The sequence below is a fragment of the Actinoplanes sp. NPDC049316 genome (genome assembly GCF_040677315.1).
In the GTDB taxonomy this organism is placed as follows: domain Bacteria; phylum Actinomycetota; class Actinomycetes; order Mycobacteriales; family Micromonosporaceae; genus Actinoplanes.
Genome location: NZ_JBFAQM010000010.1, coordinates 208,167 through 228,227, shown reverse-complemented (window position 1 = coordinate 228,227; position 20,061 = coordinate 208,167). Strand labels below are relative to the sequence as shown.

17 protein-coding genes are annotated in these 20,061 nt (G+C 74.6%); 7 read left to right on the top strand and 10 right to left on the bottom strand.

The genetic code is table 11. The features are described from left to right. Positions 1-251: 251 nt before the first annotated feature. Together AB0K03_RS18445 and AB0K03_RS18440 are read right to left on the bottom strand one after the other, a co-directional pair. Positions 252-3,359, bottom strand: coding sequence for a molybdopterin-dependent oxidoreductase (locus tag AB0K03_RS18445; protein WP_364686105.1), 3,108 nt, complete (start codon positions 3,357-3,359; stop codon positions 252-254). Further along, complete coding sequence (locus tag AB0K03_RS18440) at positions 3,356-4,159, bottom strand: FAD binding domain-containing protein (RefSeq protein WP_364686102.1); 804 nt, start codon at positions 4,157-4,159, stop codon at positions 3,356-3,358. Before AB0K03_RS18440 ends, AB0K03_RS18445 begins: the two co-directional genes overlap by 4 nt. Before the next feature lie 181 nt (positions 4,160-4,340). Here AB0K03_RS18440 and AB0K03_RS18435 point away from each other — a divergent pair, with 181 nt between their 5' ends. Both AB0K03_RS18435 and AB0K03_RS18430 read left to right on the top strand, forming a co-directional pair. Then, the gene (locus tag AB0K03_RS18435; protein WP_364686099.1) at positions 4,341-6,743 is read left to right on the top strand and encodes a phosphoketolase family protein; all 2,403 of its coding nucleotides are present in this window, start codon (positions 4,341-4,343) and stop codon (positions 6,741-6,743) included. A gap of 104 nt (positions 6,744-6,847) precedes the next feature. Then, positions 6,848-7,168, top strand: coding sequence for a winged helix-turn-helix domain-containing protein (locus AB0K03_RS18430; protein WP_364686096.1), 321 nt, complete (start codon positions 6,848-6,850; stop codon positions 7,166-7,168). Positions 7,169-7,285: 117 nt separating this feature from the next. On the opposite strand, the gene AB0K03_RS18425 is transcribed toward AB0K03_RS18430, so the two are convergent. Next, positions 7,286-8,446 (bottom strand): molybdopterin molybdotransferase MoeA, encoded by a 1,161-nt coding sequence (locus tag AB0K03_RS18425; RefSeq protein ID WP_364686093.1) that lies wholly within the window; start codon positions 8,444-8,446, stop codon positions 7,286-7,288. A 148-nt stretch (positions 8,447-8,594) separates the two neighbouring features. Here AB0K03_RS18425 and AB0K03_RS18420 point away from each other — a divergent pair, with 148 nt between their 5' ends. Together AB0K03_RS18420 and AB0K03_RS18415 are read left to right on the top strand one after the other, a co-directional pair. Beyond that, positions 8,595-9,428 (top strand): hypothetical protein, encoded by an 834-nt coding sequence (locus AB0K03_RS18420; protein ID WP_364686090.1) that lies wholly within the window; start codon positions 8,595-8,597, stop codon positions 9,426-9,428. Further along, entirely contained in the window at positions 9,425-10,768 is a 1,344-nt protein-coding gene (locus AB0K03_RS18415) for a hypothetical protein (RefSeq protein WP_364686087.1), read from the top strand. Before AB0K03_RS18420 ends, AB0K03_RS18415 begins: the two co-directional genes overlap by 4 nt. Here the strand turns inward: AB0K03_RS18415 and AB0K03_RS18410 are convergent. Continuing rightward, positions 10,683-11,840, bottom strand: a complete 1,158-nt coding sequence (locus AB0K03_RS18410; RefSeq protein ID WP_364686084.1) for a glycosyltransferase — start codon at positions 11,838-11,840, stop codon at positions 10,683-10,685. The genes AB0K03_RS18415 and AB0K03_RS18410 overlap by 86 nt on opposite strands. Beyond that, entirely contained in the window at positions 11,837-12,769 is a 933-nt protein-coding gene (locus AB0K03_RS18405; RefSeq protein ID WP_364686081.1) for a glycosyltransferase, read from the bottom strand. Before AB0K03_RS18405 ends, AB0K03_RS18410 begins: the two co-directional genes overlap by 4 nt. A 116-nt stretch (positions 12,770-12,885) precedes the next feature. On the opposite strand from AB0K03_RS18405, the gene AB0K03_RS18400 reads away from it, so the two are divergent. Both AB0K03_RS18400 and AB0K03_RS18395 read left to right on the top strand, forming a co-directional pair. Next, positions 12,886-14,217: a hypothetical protein gene (locus AB0K03_RS18400; RefSeq protein WP_364686078.1), complete on the top strand. Its 1,332-nt coding sequence runs from the start codon at positions 12,886-12,888 to the stop codon at positions 14,215-14,217. A gap of 68 nt (positions 14,218-14,285) precedes the next feature. Then, the gene (locus AB0K03_RS18395; protein ID WP_364686075.1) at positions 14,286-14,531 is read left to right on the top strand and encodes a hypothetical protein; all 246 of its coding nucleotides are present in this window, start codon (positions 14,286-14,288) and stop codon (positions 14,529-14,531) included. 5 nt (positions 14,532-14,536) lie between these two features. Here the strand turns inward: AB0K03_RS18395 and AB0K03_RS18390 are convergent, their stop codons facing one another. The 5 genes from AB0K03_RS18390 to AB0K03_RS18370 all read right to left on the bottom strand — a co-directional run bounded on the left by AB0K03_RS18390 (position 14,537) and on the right by AB0K03_RS18370 (position 18,584). Then, positions 14,537-14,884: an STAS domain-containing protein gene (locus tag AB0K03_RS18390; RefSeq protein WP_364686072.1), complete on the bottom strand. Its 348-nt coding sequence runs from the start codon at positions 14,882-14,884 to the stop codon at positions 14,537-14,539. Next, a complete protein-coding gene (locus AB0K03_RS18385) occupies positions 14,881-15,447 on the bottom strand; it encodes a PP2C family protein-serine/threonine phosphatase (protein ID WP_364686069.1) in 567 nt (188 codons plus the stop codon). The genes AB0K03_RS18390 and AB0K03_RS18385 overlap by 4 nt, the downstream gene beginning before the upstream one ends. Before the next feature lie 679 nt (positions 15,448-16,126). Next, positions 16,127-16,603, bottom strand: a complete 477-nt coding sequence (locus AB0K03_RS18380; RefSeq protein WP_364686066.1) for a hypothetical protein — start codon at positions 16,601-16,603, stop codon at positions 16,127-16,129. After that, positions 16,603-18,273: an alpha/beta hydrolase gene (locus tag AB0K03_RS18375; RefSeq protein ID WP_364686063.1), complete on the bottom strand. Its 1,671-nt coding sequence runs from the start codon at positions 18,271-18,273 to the stop codon at positions 16,603-16,605. The genes AB0K03_RS18380 and AB0K03_RS18375 overlap by 1 nt, the downstream gene beginning before the upstream one ends. After that, the gene (locus AB0K03_RS18370; protein ID WP_364686060.1) at positions 18,270-18,584 is read right to left on the bottom strand and encodes a hypothetical protein; all 315 of its coding nucleotides are present in this window, start codon (positions 18,582-18,584) and stop codon (positions 18,270-18,272) included. Before AB0K03_RS18370 ends, AB0K03_RS18375 begins: the two co-directional genes overlap by 4 nt. Positions 18,585-18,701: 117 nt before the next feature. On the opposite strand from AB0K03_RS18370, the gene AB0K03_RS18365 reads away from it, so the two are divergent. Further along, positions 18,702-19,934 carry a serine/threonine-protein kinase gene (locus AB0K03_RS18365; protein ID WP_364686057.1) on the top strand — a complete coding sequence of 411 codons (1,233 nt, stop codon included), beginning with the start codon at positions 18,702-18,704 and terminating at the stop codon, positions 19,932-19,934. Positions 19,935-20,061 lie beyond the last annotated feature (127 nt).

The window sequence follows — 20,061 nt, the reverse complement described above, 5'->3', positions numbered from 1 at the left end:
GTGGGTTCGGTCGGCTGTTGCCGGTGGATGTGGCGTCGTGTGGGTTCGGTCGGCTGTTGCCGGTGGATGTGGCGTCGTGTGGGTTCGGTCGGCTGTTGCCGGTGGATGTGGCGTCGTGTGGGTTCGGTCGGCTGTCGCCGGTCGGTGCGGTGTCGTGTGTGTCCGTCCTGGCGTCGCCGGTCGATGAGGCGCTGCGTGCCGGCGTTCCGCGCGGCCGGCGTTCCGCGCGGCCGGCGGCCGCGCGTGGCCGGTCAGCGAGGCGTGGTGCGCCCGTCCTCCGCGGCGTCCGCCAACCGTGCCCAGATGCGGTCGCGGGTGAAGGGCAGTTCTGTGAAACGTACGCCGGTTGCGTCGCGCAGAGCGTTCGCCAGGGCCGGTGCCACCGGGTTGTACGGGCTTTCGCTCATCGACTTCGCGCCCAGCGGGCCGATCGTGTCCTCCGTCGTGGCGAACACGACCTCCGTCGGTGGCACGTCCGCGTACGTCGGCAGGTGGTATTGCCGGAAGCCCGTGGTGACGACGCGGCCGGCGTCGTCGAGGACCATGTGCTCCGTGAGGGCGGAGCCCAGCGCCTGGGCCACGCCGCCCTCGATCTGGCCACGGCACTGCAGCGGGTTCATGACCCGTCCGGCGTCCGCGGCGTGGACGCTGCGCAGGATGCGGAGTTCGCCCGTGCCGGGGTCGACCGCGACGCGGAACCAGTGGGCGTTGAAGGCCACCGAGCGGGGCGTGCCCGCCCAGCGGCCCTCGGCGCGGATCGGGACGTCGGCGGAGGCGGCGATCTCCTCGAGGGTGAGGTGCGTGCCGCCCGGGAGGGTGACGGTGCCGGGCCCGAGGGCGACGGCGCCGGTCAGCGTGAGGATTCGGGTACGCAATGCCCGGGCAGCCTGCAGGACGGCCTGGCCCGCGACGACGACGCCCGTGGAGCCGAACGCGCCGGTGTCGTGTGTCACCAGGTCGGTGTCGGATTGCCGGACGACGATCCGGTCCGGGGTGGTGTCCAAGGTGTCCGCGGCGATCTGGGCGTGCACCGTGGTGCTGCCGTTGCCGAATTCGGCGGTGCCGACGGCGAGTTCGTAGTGGCCGCCGGGCAGGAGCGTGACGGCGGCGTCGGCGATGTGACCGCCCGGCGGTCCCGCCGCGATCATCGCCATCGCCATGCCCTCGCCCACCAGCCACCCGGCCGGCACCTCGTCCCCATCCGCCGAAGAAGCCGCGACCGAGGAGGCAGCCGGCGAAGAGGTTGCGGGCGAAGAAGCAGCGGGCGAAGAGGCGGCGGGCGAAGAGGCGGCGGGCGAAGAGGCGGTCATGCCAGGCAGGGAGGGGGCGGCCGCGGAGGTGGGGGGCGAAGGCGTGGGGGTGGCAGGCAGGCAGGGGGCGGCCGCGGAGGTGGGGGGCGAAGGCGTGGGGGTGGCAGGCAGGGAGGGGGCGGCCGCGGAGGTGGGGGGCGAAGGCGTGGGGGTGGCAGGCACGGAGGGGGTGGCAGGCAGGGAGGGGGCGGCCACGGAAGTGGAGGGCGAAGAGGTGATCGCGGCAGGCGGGGAGGGAGAAGGCAAGGGGGAGGAGGCGGCTGGCACGTGGGAGACGGGGGACGCCGGCGGCGAGGAGGAAGCGGCCGAGCGGATCGCGGTGAGGCACTGGTCCAGGCCGTAGCTGCCGATCAGCAGATCGTCCGCGTGGTCGCCCGGTGCGGTCAGTGGTTCGCCCGGCCGGACGATGTTGCGTTCGCGCAGCAGGACGGGGTCCAGGCCGAGGCGCCGGGCCAGTTCGTCCAGCGCCGATTCGACCGCGAACGAGACCTGGCCCAGGCCGTAGCCGCGGAACGCTCCGGCCGGGACGGTGGTGGTGTAGACCGCGTACGCGTCGACCTTCTTGTTCGGGCAGCGGTAGACCGCGATGGATTCGTGGCAGCCGTGGTACATCACCGCGGGGCCGTGGTTGCCGTACGCGCCGGTGTCGGTGACCACGTGCAGCTGGAGGGCGGTGAGGGTGCCGTCGCGGCGGGCGCCCGCGGTGATGCGTACGGTGAACGGGTGCCGGGTCGTGGCCGAGGTGAACTGCTCGGCGCGGGTGTATTCGTGCTTGACCGGCTCGCCGGTCGTCAGGACGGCGAGCGCTACCAGGTCCTCGGTGAGCATCTCCTGTTTGCCGCCGAAGCCGCCGCCGACCCGGCCTGTCAGCACCCGCACCCGGCCGGGCGGGAGGTCGTACAGGTCGGCGAGCGCGAGCCGGGTGAGGAACGGCGTCTGGGTGCTGGAGCGCACCGTGAGCCGGCCCTGGTCGTCGAGCCAGCCGAGCGCACCGTGGGTTTCGAGGCTGGCGTGCTGGACGCGCGGGGTGCGGAACGTCTCCTCGTACACGATGTCGGCTTCCGCCAGGCCGGCGGCGACCGAGCCGAGCTCGTCGTGCAGTTCCCCGGCGATGTTGGCGTCCGGGCGGGCGATGCGGTGCGTGACCGGGTCCTTGTCGCCGTGCACGAGCGGCGCGCCCGGACGCATGGCCGCCGCCGGGTCGAGGACGGGTGGGAGCACCTCGTACGCGACGCGGATGCGGCGGCAGCCCTCCTCCGCCGCGGCTTCGGTGTCGGCGACCACGGCGGCGACGCGCTGGCCTGCGAAGCGGACCACGTCGTCGAGCACGCGGGTGTCGGCCGGGTCCTCGGTGGGGTGTTCGTGCCGGGCGGTGGAGAAGTGGCGATCCGGGGCGTCCTCGTGGGTGAGCACAGCCCGCACCCCGGGTACGGCCCGCGCCGCGCTGGTGTCGATGCCGGCGATGCGGGCGTGCGCGTACGGCGACCGCAACACCTTGAGGTGCAGCAGCCCCGGCATGTCCACGTCGAACGTGTAGCGGGCCACTCCCGTGACGACGTCGGGGCCGGCGGGCGCGCCGAGGCTCGTCCCCACCGCCGGGCCGGCGCCGGCGTCGTCGACGGTCCGTACGCCGTGGATCGCGTCGCCGACCGCCCGGTAGCCGGTGCACCGGCACAGGTTGCCTTTCAGGGCCCGGGGCAGGTCCGCGAGCCGGCTCTCGTCCAGCGCCGCCGTGGTCATGATCAGGCCGGCGGTGCAGAAGCCGCACTGGAAGCCCTGCGCGTCGAGGAACCGCTGCTGCACCGGGTGCAGCCCGTCCGGCGGCGCGAGCCCTTCGATCGTCGTGATCCGCTTTCCCCGCGCGCGGAACGCCGGGTAGACGCAGCTGTGCACCGGCTTGCCGTCGACGTGGACGGTGCACGCGCCGCAGTCGCCGGTGTCGCAGCCCTTCTTGACCCCGAAGCAGCCCTCCTCCCGCAGGTAGGTGCGCAGGCACTGGCCGGGCCGGGGCGCGCGGTCATGCCCCACACCATTGATCACGACGGTCATGGGCGCAGCTCCCGCCGGATCTCCTCGGCGTAGCGGAAGGTCAGGTGCCGCCGCCACGCGGGAGCGCCGTGCACGTCGTCCGTCCACGCGTCGTCCGCGACGGTGGCCGCGAGCGCCGATTCGAGCGTCGCCGCGTCCGGCATGCCGGCGAAGGTCAGCTGGTAGGGGCGTACCGTCGCGGCGGTCACGGTGAGGACCAGCCCGCCGGGCGCGAGCCGCCCGGCCAGGAGCACGGCCGAGCGGCCGTGCGGGAACAGCGAGCCCTGACGGTACGCCGTGCGCCCGGTCGCCGCGGCCACCGGCAGGGTGACCGAGCGCAGCAGCTCGTCCGGTCGCAGCACGGTCGTGCCGTCACCGGTGACGAAGCGCGTGACCGGCACCCGGCGTTCCCCGGCAGGGCCCAGGATCAGGCATTCCCCGCCCAGCGCGGCGGTCAGCGCGATCATCGGCCCGGCCGGAAGGGCGGCGCAGAGGTTGCCGCCGACGGTGGCGACGTTCCAGATCTTGAAGGAGGCCAGGAAGGCGCGGCAGCATCCGGTGACGAGACCGTGGAACGCCGTCAGGTGCGGCGCCTCGGCGAACCCGGCCAGCTCCGCGATCGTGCAGGTCGCGGCGATCTCCAGGCCGTCGCCGCGGACCGTGATCGGCGGCCACCCGGCGGCGGCGAGGTCCAGCAGCCGCCGCACGCCCGGCCGCGGCTCCCCGAACAGCGCGGTGCCGCCGGCCAGCCAGGCGTCCCCGGGCTGCCACTGACCGGCCCGGGCCGGGCTGACGACCTCCACGACCGTGTGCAGATCCACGTCGGCCCCCTCGCGCGCCACACGCCTGACCAGGACCAACGGTACGGTACGCGGGCTGTGTTCCGGGCACGTGAACGAATGCGGGCCTAGGGTGGGTACGGCACGTGCTTGCCGAAGCGCCCCCCGGTTACAGGACCTAAGTCCCTGACCGGCGGCTCCGAGCGACCATAGGATTCCGATCATGACGACGGTTTCGCAGGACCTGACCAGCCTCGGCCGACTCGACGACACGGAGGTGGCAAGCCTCGACGCCTGGTGGCGCGCCAACAACTACCTGACCATCGGGCAGATCTACCTGCAGGGGAACCCGCTGCTGCGCCGCCCGCTCGCGCCCGAGGACATCAAGCCGCGGCTGCTCGGGCACTGGGGCACGAGCCCCGGGCTCTCGCTGATCTACGCGCACGTCTCGCGACTCATCAAGCACACCGGGCAGCAGGCGATCTACCTCGCCGGCCCCGGACACGGCGGCCCCGCGCTGGTGGCCGCCGGATATCTCGAGGGCACCTACAGCGAGGTGTACCCGGAGGTGACCCAGGACGAGCCGGGCATGCTGCGCCTGTTCCGCCAGTTCTCCGCGCCCGGCGGCATCCCCAGCCACGTGTCCGTGACGACGCCCGGCTCCATCCACGAGGGTGGCGAGCTCGGCTACGTGCTCGTGCACGCGTTCGGGTCTGTGATGGACAACCCGGACCTGCTGACGATCGCGGTGGTGGGTGACGGCGAGGCCGAGACCGGCCCGCTCGAGGGCTCCTGGAAGGGCGTCTCGTTCATCAACCCGGTCCGGGACGGCGCCGTGCTGCCGATCCTGCACCTCAACGGCGCCAAGATCGCCGGACCGACCGTGCTGGCGCGCAAGGACCGCGACGAGGTGCGCTCGCTGCTGCGCGGCCACGGGTACGAGGTCATCGAGGTCGAGGGCGACGACCTGCCCGGCATGCACCACCGGTTCGCCGCGGCCCTCGCCGACGCGTACGCCGAGATCCGCGCGATCCAGCAGTCCGCGCGCGGCGGTGACTGGGACGGCACCCGGCCGCGCTGGCCGTTGATCATCCTGCGCTCGCCGAAGGGCTGGACCGGCCCGGAGAAGGTGGACGGGGTCAAGGTGACCGGCTCGTGGCGCTCGCACCAGGTGCCGCTGTCGGGCGTCAAGGACAACCCGGAGCACCTGGCGATCCTGGAGCGCTGGCTGCGGTCGTACCGTCCGGAGGAGCTGTTCGACGACAACGGCGCGCCCACCGCGATCGTGCGGGAGCTGGCGCCCGAAGGGGCGCTGCGGATGAGCGCCAGCCCGCACGCCAACGGCGGCGTGCTCACCCGCGACCTGGACCTGCCCGACTTCCGCGACTACGCGGTCGACGTGCCGAAGCCGGCCGCCCTGCGCGCCGAGTCGACCCGCAAGCTGGGCGAGTTCATGCGCGACATCTACTCGCGCAACGACGACCGCTTCCGGCTGTTCTGCCCCGACGAGACCAACAGCAACCGGCTGGGTGCGGTCTTCGAGGTCTCCGACCGCGGCTTCATGGAGCACGTCACGCCCGAGGACACCGCGATCTCGCGCGACGGGCGGGTCATGGAGGTGCTCTCCGAGCACAACTGCCACGGCTGGCTGGAGGGCTACAACCTCACCGGCCGGCACGGCATGTTCGCCACGTACGAGGCGTTCGCCATGGTCAGCGCCTCGCAGACGGTCCAGCACGGCAAGTGGCTGCAGGAGGCCAAGCACCTGCCGTGGCGGGCGAAGGTGCCGAGCCTCAACGTCCTGCTCACCTCCACGGCGTGGCGCAACGACCACAACGGCTTCTCGCACCAGGGCCCGGGCCTCATCCAGGTCGTGCTCACCCAGCGCGGCGACGTGTCCCGCATCTACCTGCCGCCGGACGCCAACACGCTGCTCTCGGTCGCCGACCACTGCTTCCGGTCGCGGTCGTACGTCAACCTCATCGTCATCGACAAGCAGCCGCAGCTGCAGTGGCTGACGATGGACGAGGCGGTGGAGCACGCCGCGCGCGGCGCGGGCATCTGGGACTGGGCCGGCACCGACGACGGCACCAGCGACCCGGACATCGTGCTGGCCTGCGCCGGTGACGTGGTGACCATGGAGACCGTGGCGGCGGCGCAGATCCTCAAGGAGAAGCTGCCCGGGTTCAAGGTCCGGGTGGTCAACGTGGTGGACCTGATGACGCTGCCCCGGCCCAAGGACCACCCGCACGGCATGAGCGAGACGATGTTCACCGAGCTGTTCACCGACACGGTGGACGTGGTGTTCTCGTTCCACGGCTACCCGGGCGCGATCCACCAGCTCGTGCACGGCCGCCCGGACGCCGACCGGTTCCGGGTCCGCGGCTTCATCGAGCAGGGCACGACCACGACCCCGTTCGACATGACCGTACGCAACAAGGCGTCGCGCTACCACCTGGTCATGGACGCGATCAACAACGCCAAGCGGCTCCCGCGCGGCGCGTCCGACCTCAAGGCGTGGTGCCAGAGCCAGCTCGACCGGCACGAGCGGTACGTGGTGGAGCACCTCGAGGACATGCCGGAGGTGCGCGACTGGTCGCTGGGCGACTGGGCGCAGCGCGGCTGACCTGCGCTTCGCGGCGGCGGGGACGGCATCGTCCCCGCCGTTTCGCGTACGGGCGGCGCGCCGGCGACTGAACCGAGCGGGGTGTGCGTTCCGTACCAGAGCCCATGAGCGTGCAGCTGGTGACGGGCGGTCCGGTACCCCGGTACGGCCCGATGACGATCGACCCCGGGGACCGGCAGGTGCGGGTGCACGGCATCCCGGTCCCGCTCAGCCCGAAGGAACACGGCCTGCTCCTGCTCCTCGCCGAGGAACCGGGCGCGGTGGTGACCCGGCGCCGCATCCTCGACGAGGTGTGGGGCCCGGACTTCGAGGGGCCGAGCAAGACGCTGGACTTCCACGTGGCGAGCCTGCGGCGCAAGCTGGGCGACCCGGCGTGGATCGAGAACCGCCGCGGCGTGGGCTTCCGGCTGGCCGTGCCGGCGTGACCGCCGGGGGGCACGGGCTTCCGGCCGGTCGTGCCGGCGTAACCGCCGGGGGCACGGGCTTCCGGCCGGTCGTGCCGGCGTGTCCAGCGCGGCCCGGTTGCGGCAGGTCGTGCCCCGTTACCAGGGCAGCACGTCGGCCGTCGCGCCCGTCGTCCAGCCGTCCTCCAAAACGGCGAGGGCGTCGGACAGGCCCGCGCCGGACAGGCTCGCGGGCCGTGACCCGGGCACGACCACCGCGCGGTCCCCGTCGAGCGTCACGGGCACCAGGCGGGTGATGCCCGGCGCGGGCCGGACGTCGCCGTGGACCGGGAGCCGCCACGGGCGGGCCGGCGGGAGCCCGGTGAGGCCCCGCAGCAGCGGCTGCAGCAGCGTCACGCCCGCGACGAGGCCGGCGAACGGGTTGCCCGGCAGGCCGACGAGCCAGCGCCCGCCCGGCAGGGCCGCCAGCAGCTGCGGATGCCCGGGGCGGCAGGCGACCTGGTCCACGAGCGGGCGGCCGCCGATCTTGTCGAGGACGGCGCGCAGGTGGTCGGCGCGGCCCGCCGACGAGGAGCCGCTGACCGCCACGACCTCGGCGTCCGGCGCGAGCAGCGCGTCGGTGAGCGGGCCGGGGTCGTCGCACAGCAGCCGCCGGTCGTGCAGCACGCCGCCCGCCGCGGTGATCAGGGCGGGGGCCATCGGGCCGAACACGTCGCGGACCTGGCCGGGCGCCGGCACGCCGGCGGCGATCACCTCGTCGCCGGTGACCAGCAGACGGACCCGCGGGCGTGCCCGGACCTCGACGACGTCGGCGCCGGCCTGGGCGAGCAGCCCGGCGACCGCGGGGGTCACCAGGCGGCCGGCGGGCAGCATCGGATCGCCGGCCCGGGCGTCCTCCCCGGCGCGGCGGATGTGGGCCCGCGGGCCGAGGGGCCCGGTCACGGTGCCGTCCGCGGCGGCGGTGGTGTGCTCGTACGGCACCACGGCCACCGCGCCGGCCGGCACGGTCGCGCCGGTCATGATCTCGACGGCCTGACCGGGGCCGAGGTGGCCGGGCCAGGGTGCGCCGCCGGCGAGCAACCGGGCGGTCACCGTCCACGGTCCCGGGCCGGCGACCGCGTACCCGTCCATGGCGGCGGTGTCGGTCCCGGGCAGGTCGGCCCGGGCGGCGACGGGCGCGGCGAGGACGCGTCCCGGCGCCCCGGCGAGCGGCACGATCTCGGGTGGCAGCGGTGCGGCCGCGCGGGCGGCGACGGCGACCGCCTCGCGCCAGGGCAGGGCCGTGTGGTGTCCGGGCATCCCGCTGAGTGTCACATCCGCGCCGGCAGCACGCCGGGCGGGGCCGGGGTGTGTCGCGGCGGGCCGGGAGGCGACGTGCAGGCGACGCTCCGCGGAACAGTCGGCGCAGCCGTGGCGGGCGCGCTCCGGGACCGGCGAGAATCCCCCGGTGCACCGGGCCAACGACTACTACGGCCACTCCCACGTCCTGGCGCGCTACTGCGGCGTCGCCGCCGATCCGCCCCCGCGGATGCACGGATACCTGCAGCACGGGTGGAACATCGGCGACGGGATGGCCGGTGATCACGAGTACGTGGCCGGCGTGCCGCTGTTCCTGTGGTCCGAGCGCACCCGGCGCCGGGCCTGGTCGCTGGGCCGCCGCGGCACGTACGTCGTCGGGGCGCCGTGGGCGTACCTGCTGCGGCTGGACCCGGAGCCCGCGGACGCGGGCCCGCGCGAGGGCACGATCTGGTACCCGTTCCACGGCTGGGAGGGCCAGCACGTGACCGGCGATCACGCGCGGCTCATCGCGCAGATCCGCGCCACCGAGCCCGGGCCGGTCACCGTCTGCCTCTACTGGCAGGAATTCCTGACCCCTGCGGTACACCGCCGCTACGAGCGTGCCGGGTTCCGCGTGGTGTGCCACGGCTACCGCGGCGACGCCCGCCGGCCGGGCGATCCCGGCTTCCTCGACCGGCAGCTCACCGAGCTGCGCCGGCACCGCCGGGTCGCCTCCAACCGGCTCAGCAGCGCCGTCTGGTACGGCATCCTCGCCGGCTGCGAACCCGCCGTGTACGGCGACCCGATGACCCTGGCCGGCGAGGACCCCCGGCACGGCGGCCAGGCCCGGATCCGCCGCCAGTGGGCGCAGCTGCACGGCGAACAGGTGGATGCCGGGGTCGCGTACGCGACCGCGGTCGAGGAACTGGGCGCGGACCGGCTCGCACCGGCGGCCGAGCTGCGCCACGTCCTGCGCTGGGACAGAGGAGGGGAGCCGCGATGACGTACCGGCTGATCGGCGGCGAGATGCTCGTCTGGTCGGACCTCGACGGCGCCCACGGCCCGGGGCCCGTCCGAGGAGCGGCGCTCGCACCGTTCCTCGCCGCCGCCCGCGGCCGTACGCTCGTCGCCGGCCCGCACGATTCCGCCCTGCTGACCGGGCTGACCGGTGCGACCGTGCTCGTGCGCGGCGTCCCCGACGCGGAGCGGCTCGCCGGCCGGCCCGGCCGCACCGTGCTCTGCGGCAGCGTCGCGAAGCTCGCGGCCGAGGGGCCGTTCGACACCGTGATCGCCCTGGACGGCCTGGAACGCCTCGGTACCGCCGAGCACGACGAGCTGAGCTGGGCGCAGAAGCTCGACGTGCTGCGCGGGGTCCTGGCGCCGGGCGGCGTCCTGATGCTGGGTCTGGAGAACCCGCTGGGGGTGCACCGGCTCGTCGCGCCGCCCGGGCCGCTGTCCGACTCCGACTGGACCCCGGCCTGGGACGAGACCCGGCCGGCCGGGCCGGGCCCGCTCACCGGCGCCCTCGGCGGGGCGTCGCGGGTGTACGCCCTCTACCCGGATCCCGTCCGCCCGCGTGTCGTCCTGGAGACCACGCGCGACGACGGGGCCGCTGAGGCCGCGGTGGCGGGAGCCTTCGACGAGGACGCGGACGTGCTCACCGATCCGGTGCCGCCGGCGTTGGCGAGCCTGCGGCAGGGCCACGTGCTGGCTCCCGCCTTCATCGTCGTCGCCGCGCGCGCCGAGGCCGACCTGGTGGCGCCGGCCACGGCACCGGCGCTCGCCCCGGGAACCCGTACCCTGCTCAGTCGCATAGCCGGCGCCGCCGCCCGGCGTGACCTGCCCGCCGTGCGCGACCTGCTCCGGGCGTGGCTCGACGGCCCGGCGGCCGGCGTCCCGGCCGGCCAGGTTCTCACCGGCCCGGACGGCACGTCGACCGCCCTGGCGCCGGCGGGGGAGGTCGCCGCGGCCCTGCGCGACCTGGCGGACCGGCTGTTGCGCGCCGGCCACGCCCTGCCGTGGCCGGGTGTCACCGGCGTCGCGGACCTGGCCCGGACGCTGGCGGGCATGGCGGGTCGCGAGCCGGCGGTCGGCGAGGAGCCGGAGCGGCGCGTGTTGCCCTTCGCCGAGCTGCGCGCGGATCGCGACCGGCTCACCCGGGAGCTGGCCGAGGCCCGTGCGCAGGCCGCCTTCCTGGAGGGCGAGCTGACCGCTCGCGAGGCCGACCTGCGCCTGGCCCGGCGCACGGTCGAGCTGCTCAGCGGTACGGGTCCCGCTCGGGCGGGGCAGGCGTTCGTGGGCGGGGTACGCGCGGCCCGCCGGCTGCTGCGGCGCCCCGGATGACGGCGTCGTAGAGGTCCTCGAGGCGCCGGGTCTGCCCGGCCAGGTCGAACCGCTCCCGGACGTGCTCGCGGGCCCGGCGCCCGAGGCGGTCGCGCAGCCCGGCGTCGGTCAGCAGCAGCCGCAGGTGCGCCGCCAGCGCCACCCGGTCGCCCTCCGCGCCGAGCAGCCCGGTCTCACCGTGCACGACGGCCTCGGGGATGCCGCTGTGCCGGGTCGACACGACCGGCACGCCGCGCGCCGCGGCCTCCAGGATCGTGGTGGGCAGGCCTTCGCTGTCGCCGTCGGGCGCGGTCACCGACGGCGAGGCGAACACCTTCGCCGACGCCATGGCCCGTTCGGCGGCGGCGTGACCGAGCGCGCCCGGGAAGGTGGCGTCGACGCCCAGCTCGGCCGCGCGGGAACGGATCGCCGGCAGCAGGGGACCGTCGCCGGCCAGCAGAACCCGCGGCGCGAGGTCGGACAGCGTGCCGAGCGCCGCGACCAGGTCGTCCAGTCCCTTCTTGGCGACGAAGCGGCCGACGAAGACGACGTCCCACTCCTTCGGCCGCTCCGGCGCGTCCGCGGGGACCGGGACGCCGGTGTGGTGCACGCGGACCTTCGCGGGGTCGGCGCCGTGCGCGATCGCAGCGTCCCGGATCGGCTCGGAGACCGCGAGGATCAGCGCCGCGCGCCGGAACACCGTCCGCAGGTTGCGGCGGTAGCGCACGCCCTTGAGCCCGCGGGCCAGCGGCTGGCGGGTCACGTCGTGGCCGTGCACGGTCACCACCAGCGGTACGCCCAGCTCCGCCGCCGCCGCGCTGACCAGCCAGCCGTCCCCGCCGAAGTGCGCGTGCACCAGGTCGGGCCCCAGCCCGGCCAGGATCCGGCGCAGCCGCGGCGAGCGCCCGGTCAGCCGCAGCCGCAGGAACCCCAGCGGGAAGGCGATGACGTCGGACTCCTCGGCCAGCGGCGAGCCGACCTTGACGGCGCCGAGGAACCGGGCCTGCCAGCGGGTCAGCGCGCGGGCCTGGGCCCGGACGAACGTCTCGGAGCCGGACAGCATGGCGCTGCGCCAGACGACGACCCGGCTCACCGGCGCCCCAGCACCTTGTCGCGCAGCACGTGCCGCAGGTGCGGCGGGATCGCCCAGATCTGCAGGTGGGTCAGGTAGTCGATGGCGGCGGGGCGGCCGTGCGTACGGGCCTCACGCAGCAGCTCGCGGAAGACCGTGGCGCTGCGCGTCGGCGCGGCCATCGAGCTGAGCACGCTCATCGTGAAGGCCGCGTACGCGCGGGGGGTGAACAGCTCCCGGCTGCGCCGCAGCCACGCCAGCTGCGACTCCCAGGGCGTCTCGTGGCTGATCCGGTCCCGGTCCTCGTCCTGGTGCCACACCACCAGCGGCTCGTCGGCCATCACCAGCCCGGCGCCCTCGGCCCGGATCGCGCGCAACGTCCAGTCCAGCTCCTGCTGGCGGCGCAGGCCGACCGTGAACGGCACCGCCCGCAGCAGCTCCGTCGGGGCCAGGATCGTCGACGTCTGGATGAAGCCCTCGCCGTGGAACAGCCCTCGCCGCACGGTGAAGTACTCGCTGAGGTGCTCACCCTCGGCGGGCAGCCGCCGCGGCATGACGAACTCCGCCCGGGGCGTACGGTTCAGCAGCCGGCTCGCCACCACCGGCCGGCGGTGGTCCGACCGGCGGGCCAGCTCCAGCTGGACGGCGAGCTTGTGCGGCAGCCACTCGTCGTCGTCGTCCAGCAGCGCGGTCCACGGCGCGCGGGCATCGCGGATCCCGGTGTTGCGGGCGTTCGGGGCGCCGCCCTTGACCGGCAGGGCGATCAGGCGCACCCGGGGGTCGCCGATGTCCGCCAGGGCCTTCGGCGTCGTCTCGTCGGGACCGTCGGCCACGACGACGACCTCGAGCGCGGCGGCGGTCTGTGCCAGCACACTGCGTACCGCGCGGGCCAGCAGCTCGGGACGGTTGCGGGTCGGGATGACCACGCTGACCTCGGGGGTGGTGTCCATGACGCCCGAAGGCTAGGGGCCGTTCACGTCCGCTTCCTGAACGCGAGGTGGCCTCGCGCCGACAGCGGGGGGCCGGGGCGGGGACGGCCGGGATCGACGCCGGTAAGGTCCCGTCCATGCCCGCGCGAATCGTTCTCATGGCGCTGCTCGCCGCCCTGCTCGGCGCGGCGCTGCAGCCGGTGGCCCCGGCGGCGGCCGCCCCGCGGCCCGCGCCCGCCGTTCTCGCCGAGCCCACGGACCCGGTGAAGTGGTACCGGGTGCGCCCCAGCTTCAACGGCCAGGACGAGTACCTGTACGAGATCGCCGAGCGGTTCCTGGGCGACGGCGACCGTAACAACGAGATCTTCGCGCTCAACAAGGGCCGCCTGCAGCCCGGCGGGGAACGGCTCACCGAGCCCGACACGATCTCGCCCGGCTGGATCCTGCAGCTGCCGCCGGACGCGCAGGGGCCGGGCGTCGAGTTCTCCCCGCTGCCGGTGGCCGAGGCGTCCGCCGCCCCCTCGTCCGCCGTGGCCCCGTCGGCCACCAGCGGCAGCTCCTCGGCGGCCGCCCCGGCGGGCGGCGGGCTGTCCTGGCCGGCCGTGGCGCTGGCGCTGGGGGTGCTGCTCGTGGCCGCCGGCGCGGTGCTGCTCGTGCTGCTCCTGCGCCGCCGCCGCAGCGCACCGGCCACGGCGGCCGCCCTGGGCATCCCGCGGCAGCGCACCGGCCCACCGGCCCACCTGTTCGACACCGCCGCATCCTGGACCGTCGACCGCGCGCTGCGGGTGCTCACGACGGCGTGGGGCCCGGACATCCCCGCGATCTACGGGGTGGCGGTCGACGAGGCGTGGCTCAAACTGCGCCTGGTCGTGCCGCACGAGCCGGCGCCGGCGCCCTGGCAGGCCCAGGACGGCGGCCGGCTGTGGGTGGCCTCGCTGCGGGACCTGCAGTTCCTGCCGGTCGACCCGGACGCCGCCGCGCCGTGCCCGCGCCTGGTCACGCTCGGCTCCCTGTACGGCACCCGCGAGCTGTTCGATCTGGGCCAGGCGCCCGGCGTCATCGGGCTGCAGGGCGATGACGCCGCGACCGCCGCGCTCGCGGCGGCCTGGGCGACGGAGCTGACCAGCAGCCCGTGGTCGGGCGGGGTCCGGGTGGTCGCCGGCGGCCTGAGCCGCCACATCGCGCCCGGCGCGCAGGTGACGTCGGCGCAGACCGTCGAGGAGGCGATCGCCGCCGCCGAGGCGCAGCCGCCGGGCGTGGGTGTGCTGCTGCTGGGCGCCGCCCCGCCGGTCCGCGACCTGCACCGGGTCCGGGCGCTGGCGGTCCGCGGGGAGGCGGCGTGGGCGGTGGTGGTGCTCGGCGCGACGACCGAGGACCGGTGGCGCTTCCGGCTGCAGGCCGACGGCCGGCTCGACACCGGCTCGCTGGGCGTCATGGTCTACGCACCGGGTACGCCCGCCCCGGCCTGACGCCGGCGGATCTCGCCGATTCCAGCCGACGATCCGCGACACCATAAGCCGAGCCGCTGCTCACCGAGATGGGGACGGACCTGGCCGAGCTCGACGCCGCGGAGACCGCCGACGCGCACCGCAACTCCGACGCGGCGCGGGACACGTACGCCGTCAGCCGCACGCTGTCGCTGATCGTTCTCGTCATCGGCCTCGTCCTGGCCCTGCGGCTCGGCCTGCTGGCGGCGCGCCGCATCGTCACGTCGCTCGGCCGGGTCAAGGCCGTCTGCGACGCGCTGGCGGCCAACGACCTGGTCGCGGCCTTCCGGGTGTGAGCTGCTCAGGCCCGCAGCGCGTCGTCGAGGCTGGGGTGGATGCTCAGATAGCGGCCCAGGTTGGTGGCCTCCAGCACGTGACGGACCGCATCTCCCGGCGCCGCCAGGTGGAAGGCGCCGTTGCGGGCCTGAGCGCGGCGGTGCGCCTCGACGAAGAGGCTCAGCCCCGCCGAGTCGCAGAACGTGACCAGCGTCAGGTCCACCACCACGTGGTCGCGGCCGTCCGTCCACGCCGCCTCGACGGCGTCGCGCAGCACGAGGACGCTGTCATGGTCCAGTTCGCCGGCCGCCGCCACCACCCGGGCGCCGCCGGCCGTGTCGCGCGTGGTGACGCTGAGGATCTCCGTGCTCATCCCGCCTCTGGGTTCTCTCGTGAGGTCGACGGCACGGTCCGCTGCGCCGCGCTCGCCGACCATTCCACCAGCAGCAGCGTCAGGTCGTCGGCCGCAGGGCCGTCCTGGTGGCCGAGCACCGCGTGGGCCAGCCGGCGCAGTCCCTCCGGCAGCGGCACGCCGGTGGCGGAGTGGCGTTCGGTCAGCTCGGCGAGGCGCCGGGTGCCGAACTGCTCGCCGGCGGCGTCGCGGGCCTCGGTGACGCCGTCGGTGTAGAGCACCAGCCGGTCGCCCGGGCGCAGCGTCACCTCGCCGTACGCCGCCTGCGGGTCCGGTATGCCCAGCGGCATGCGGCGGCCGGCGGTGAGTGTCTCGACGATCCTGCCCTCGCGCATCACCAGCGGCGGCGGGTGCCCGGCGTTGAGGTAGCGCAGGACGCCGGTGTCGAGATCGAGCTCGGCCAGCACGGCCGTGGCGAAGCGCGCATCCGGGAACTGCTGCAGCAGCTCGGCGTCGGCAGCCTCGGCCTGGGCGAGCAGGTCGCCGCCCGAGCGGCGGCTCGCCCGGATGCTCGACAGGACCACCGCGGCTGCCAGGCCGGCCCGTAGCCGGCGCCCGGCCGCGTCGAGCACTGCGGGCGGCGGTCGTCGACCACGTAGTCGTACGCGTCCCCGCCGACGTCGTACGCCGGTTCGAGGACGGCCGCCACGGCGAAGTCACCGACGCTGACGGTCAGCGGCGGCAGCAGCTGCCAGAGCAGCTCGGCACCGGGCGTCATGGGCCGGGAGCGCTGGGCCAGCCGCAGCCGGTCGCCGCGGGGCTGGGTGGTGGTGATCAGATGACCGACGAGGCCGGCGACGAGCTCGCAGCGCCGGACCGACTCCGCGCCGGCCGGGCCGGGCAGCCGGTAGCCGATGACGCCGAGGCGGTCCGTCCCGTTGACCATCGGCGACCACAGCCGGTCGCCGTCCGGGACCGACTCCACGCCGGTGAACGCCGACCCGCCGGGGGTGCCGTCCACGGCCAGCGGCTCCGGCAGCGCCCGGCCGGGCACGTCCAGTGGGCGCAGGAACCGCTGCTCGTGGTCGATCACGTAGACGGTCGCGGCCAGGCCCAGCCGGCCCGCGGCGCGATCGACCACGCCGGCCAGGTCCTCCGGACGCCACAGGTGCGAGCGGTCCAGGATCTCCTGGACGAGCCCGTGCCACGCGGAGTCCTCGGCGCTCATGGGCCCACCCTACGGGGTGCGCTGCCCCGGGATGATCAGGGCTGGAAACAGGGTGAGCTGCTGCGGAGGTAGACGTCCTCGGTCCCGTTGTCGCGGTGGCTGATCAGGTAGCCGATGCGGAAACCGTCGTCCTCCTTCTCGACCACGAGCTCCGGGTGGGTGGTGTCGTCGCGGTCGTCGCGCACGGCCTTGTAGCCGTGGCTGTCCCAGTACGCGCTGATGGTGGCCATGGTCTGGTCGACCGGCCAGCCCTGCGGATAGACGACCTGGTAGGTGGTCTCCACGAACACCGCGCCGTCGCGGTCCTGGTCGTTGCAGGCCAGGTCGGGCGTGTGCAGGGTCTGCTTGAGCGTCGCCCCGGGCGGCAGCTGCTGCAGCGCCTCCTGGGCGCGCGCGGCGACCCGCTGGACGGCTTCCTCTTCGGTCACGGTGGACTCCTGGGTGCTGTCGCAGCCGGCGAGCAGGGCGCCGGCGGCGAGGAGGGCGAGGACGGTACGCCGCGTGGACGACATCAGCTGACCTTGTCTCCCTGTCCGGTGACGACGAGGGCGATGTTCTTCCGGGACGGGTTTGCCTGGTCCCAGTATTGCGAGTGGGTGTCGATCGGATGCCAGAAGGACCCGTCGGCGCTGGTGAACTGCCGGCCGCCGAAGCCGGGGTTGTCGGGGTTCTCGCCGTGGACCATGGTGTCGTCCAGGCCGGCGCCGGAGATGATGTCGTTCTTGGCGGTGCTGGCGTAGACGTGCTGCGAGTCGCCGTCGAAGCGCAGCTCGCTCGCGGAGTCCACGCCGACGCCGGGGCTGCCGACGAAGATGAGGTCGTCGGCGGCCAGGTGACCGTCCTTCGCGGCGTACCCGACGGTGGTGCTGCCGTAGCTGTGCCCGATGATCGTGTTGTGCGACGGCGTGCCGTCGTGGGTGGCGCGCAGCCCTTCCTGGAACGAGCGCAGGGCCGGGGCGCCGTCCTGGGCGTAGTCCTTGGAGACGGCGTTCGGGATCGCGTCGGGCGCGTCGTAGCCGAGCCACACGATGGAGGCGGTGCTGCCGCCGGTGCCGTACATGTCGGCGTCGGCGCGCATGACGTCGGCCCGCTGGAGGTCGGTGCCGAACCCGGGCAGGTCCGCGGTGGTGCCGGGGACGTACGTCACCACGTTGTCCGCGGTGTCGGGGTCGCCGATGGACACGACGGCCCTGCCGTCGCCGGCCGGGTCGAAGCCGAGCAGCAGCGCCGGCGGCTTGCCGGTGTCGCCGAGCCGGTCGTGGATGGCGGCCGGGCCCTTGAGCTGGTTGTCGAGATCCTTGCGCTGCTTCTCGAGCCGGTCCATCTCGGCGAGATAGCTGCCGACCGGGTTCAGCGACTCGGGGTAGACCTCGGCGAGACGGCCCTGCTCGGCCATGGCCTTCAGATAGTCCTCACGGGAGGTCACCGACGTGTGGCGCGAGTTCAGGTCGGCCAGGGTGCGGTCCAGCGTGATCCGGTTGGCCACGTCGCGGTCGGACGACGGTACGCCGTCGAGCCACCCGACCAGCTCCGGGTAGTCCTGAACGGCCTGTTCCTGCTGCTCCGGGGTGAGCGAGTCCCACCAGGCCCGCACGTCCTTCGGCGGGCGGCCCTTCTGCGACTCGAGGTCCTGCTTGCTCACCGGGCCCAGGCTCAGCGAACCGAAGCCGGAGCGCGGGTCGGGCAGGTTGGCCGCGATGACGCCGGCGCAGCGCTCGTCGGACTCCGCCGCCCGGTCGAGCACCCCCTGCAGCTGCCCGACGTACGCGCTGACCTGCTGCGCGACGGTGTGCGGGGCGGTGGTCTCGTCGTACATGCGCTGCGGGGCGGTGACCGTGCCGGTGGCGATGTCCACGTCGAGACCCGCCCGGGCCGCCGAGGTGGTGATGCCGCGCAGCTGCTCCTGCAGGGCCCGTACGGTGTCCGCGTGCTCGCGCAGCGCCTGCCCGATCCGGCGGCAGGGGTGGTACGCGTTGCTCACCTCGGCCCGCAGCTCCGCCGCCCGCTTCCACGCGGCCTCGGCGGCGGGTCCGGACGGCCACACGTCCTCGATGTCGCGGCTGCCGCGGATGACCTCCTCGGCGGCGTCGTCGATGTCCTGCGCCATGTCGGTCCAGGCGGCGGCGCGCGTGGCGATCGCCTCCGGGCTGGTGTCCCACAGCAGCTTGAGGGTGAGGCTCATCGGGGAGCGCCACCGCCGCGGTACACGCCGGCGGCCGCCGCCTCGTCCGCGGCCTGGTAGTCCTTCGCCGACTGGGTGAGGCCGGCGGCGTACGCGTGCAGCTCGTCCTCGAGCCGGGTCATGAACGCCGACCAGCCGTCGTTCGCGGTGGCGAGGGCGGCGCCGGCCGCCCAGCCGGTCAGCGCGTCACCCGGCGGCAGCTGCTCGGCGTGGGTGCTGTGCGCCTTGCCCCAGGTGACCGAGGCGGCCTCGACGGCGCTGCCCACCCGGCTCAGCCCGGGTATGTCGACTTGCGGCACCGGCTCGTACATCCGTTCCCCCGTGGACGCGACGTCGCTGTGTGACCGGCACCGTACCGCATGTCGTCACGTCTCGATGTCCCGTGCCGGCGGGGTTTCGATCTCCGTCCGGCGGGCAAGGGGCCCGCCGTGGATGTTCGTTACCAGCTGCGCGACCGGATCGGCGTGGGCGGCATGTCGGTCGTCTGGCGCGCTCACGACGAGGTGCTCGGCCGCGACGTCGCCGTCAAGGTGCTCTCCGCGACGGCCGCGCCGGACCCTGCCCAGCTCGGCCGGATCCGGCTCGAGGCACGCGCGGCCGCCGGGCTGCGGCACCCCAACATCGTCGAGGTGTACGACTACGGAGAGTCGTCGGGCGGCCCGTACGTCGTCATGGAACTGGTCGAGGGCGAGACGCTGGCGGACGTGCTCGCCCGGGAGGCGCTGCCCTGGCGCACGGCGGTGCTGGTCTGTGCCCAGGTCGCCGCCGCGCTCGCCGCCGCCCATGCGCGCGGGGTGGTGCACCGCGACGTCAAGCCCGGCAACGTGATGGTGACGGCCGCCGGGGTGAAGCTGCTCGACTTCGGCATCTCGGCCGCCGCGGGTGCCGTGGACGAGACCGACGGGGAGGTGCTGGGCACGCCCGCGTACCTCGCGCCGGAGCGGCTCGACGGCGGCCCGGTGCGTCCCGCCAGCGACGTGTACGGCCTCGGCCTGCTGCTGCACCGCGCGCTGGCCGGTCGGATGCCGTGGCGGGCGTCGACCGTGACCGAGATGGTGCGCGCCCACGTGTACACCGAGCCGGCCCCGCTGCCGCGCATCGACGGGCTGCCGCCCGAGGTGGCCGACCTCGCCCGGCGCTGCCTGGCCAAGCGTCCGGAGGACCGGCCGGACGCGGCGGAGGCGGCGCGCGTGCTGGGGACGGCCGCCGGGCTCGCGCCGCTCCTGCCGGCACCCGGCCCGGCTACCGGGGAGGACGTCGCCACGGTGGCGGTACGCCCGCCGTTGACGCGCCGCCGCCGGGCGGCTCTGCTGGCCGCGGCCGTCGTGGTGCCCGCGGTGGCTGCCGCGTCGGCGATGTGGCCGTCGGAGAGCCCCGTTCCGGTACGCGCGGAGGCAGCTGCTCCCGCGACCTCCGCCGCCGGCCCCGTCGCGCCGAAGTGCGCCGTACGCAGCTCGTGCACGTCACAGGCGGCCCCCTCGCCGGCGCCGAAGCGGACTCAGCGAGATGTCCGGGCTGTCACCCCGGTCATCCGGACCGCCGCGGTGGTGAAGCCGGCGAAACCCCCGCAGGCTCACGAACCGGCCAAGAAGCCGAAGAAGCCGAAAGAGCCGAAGAAGCCCAAGAAGCCCAAGAAGGCGGGCGGCGCGAAGAAGCGCTGAGCCGGACTTTCGTACGGTCTCGGGGAAAGTTTCTTCGGCACGCGGAGAAGTTTCTCAATATCGAGGGTTTCCTTTGTCCCGGGCGCTGGGTTAGCGTCGCTTCACGTAACACGGGTGATACATCGTG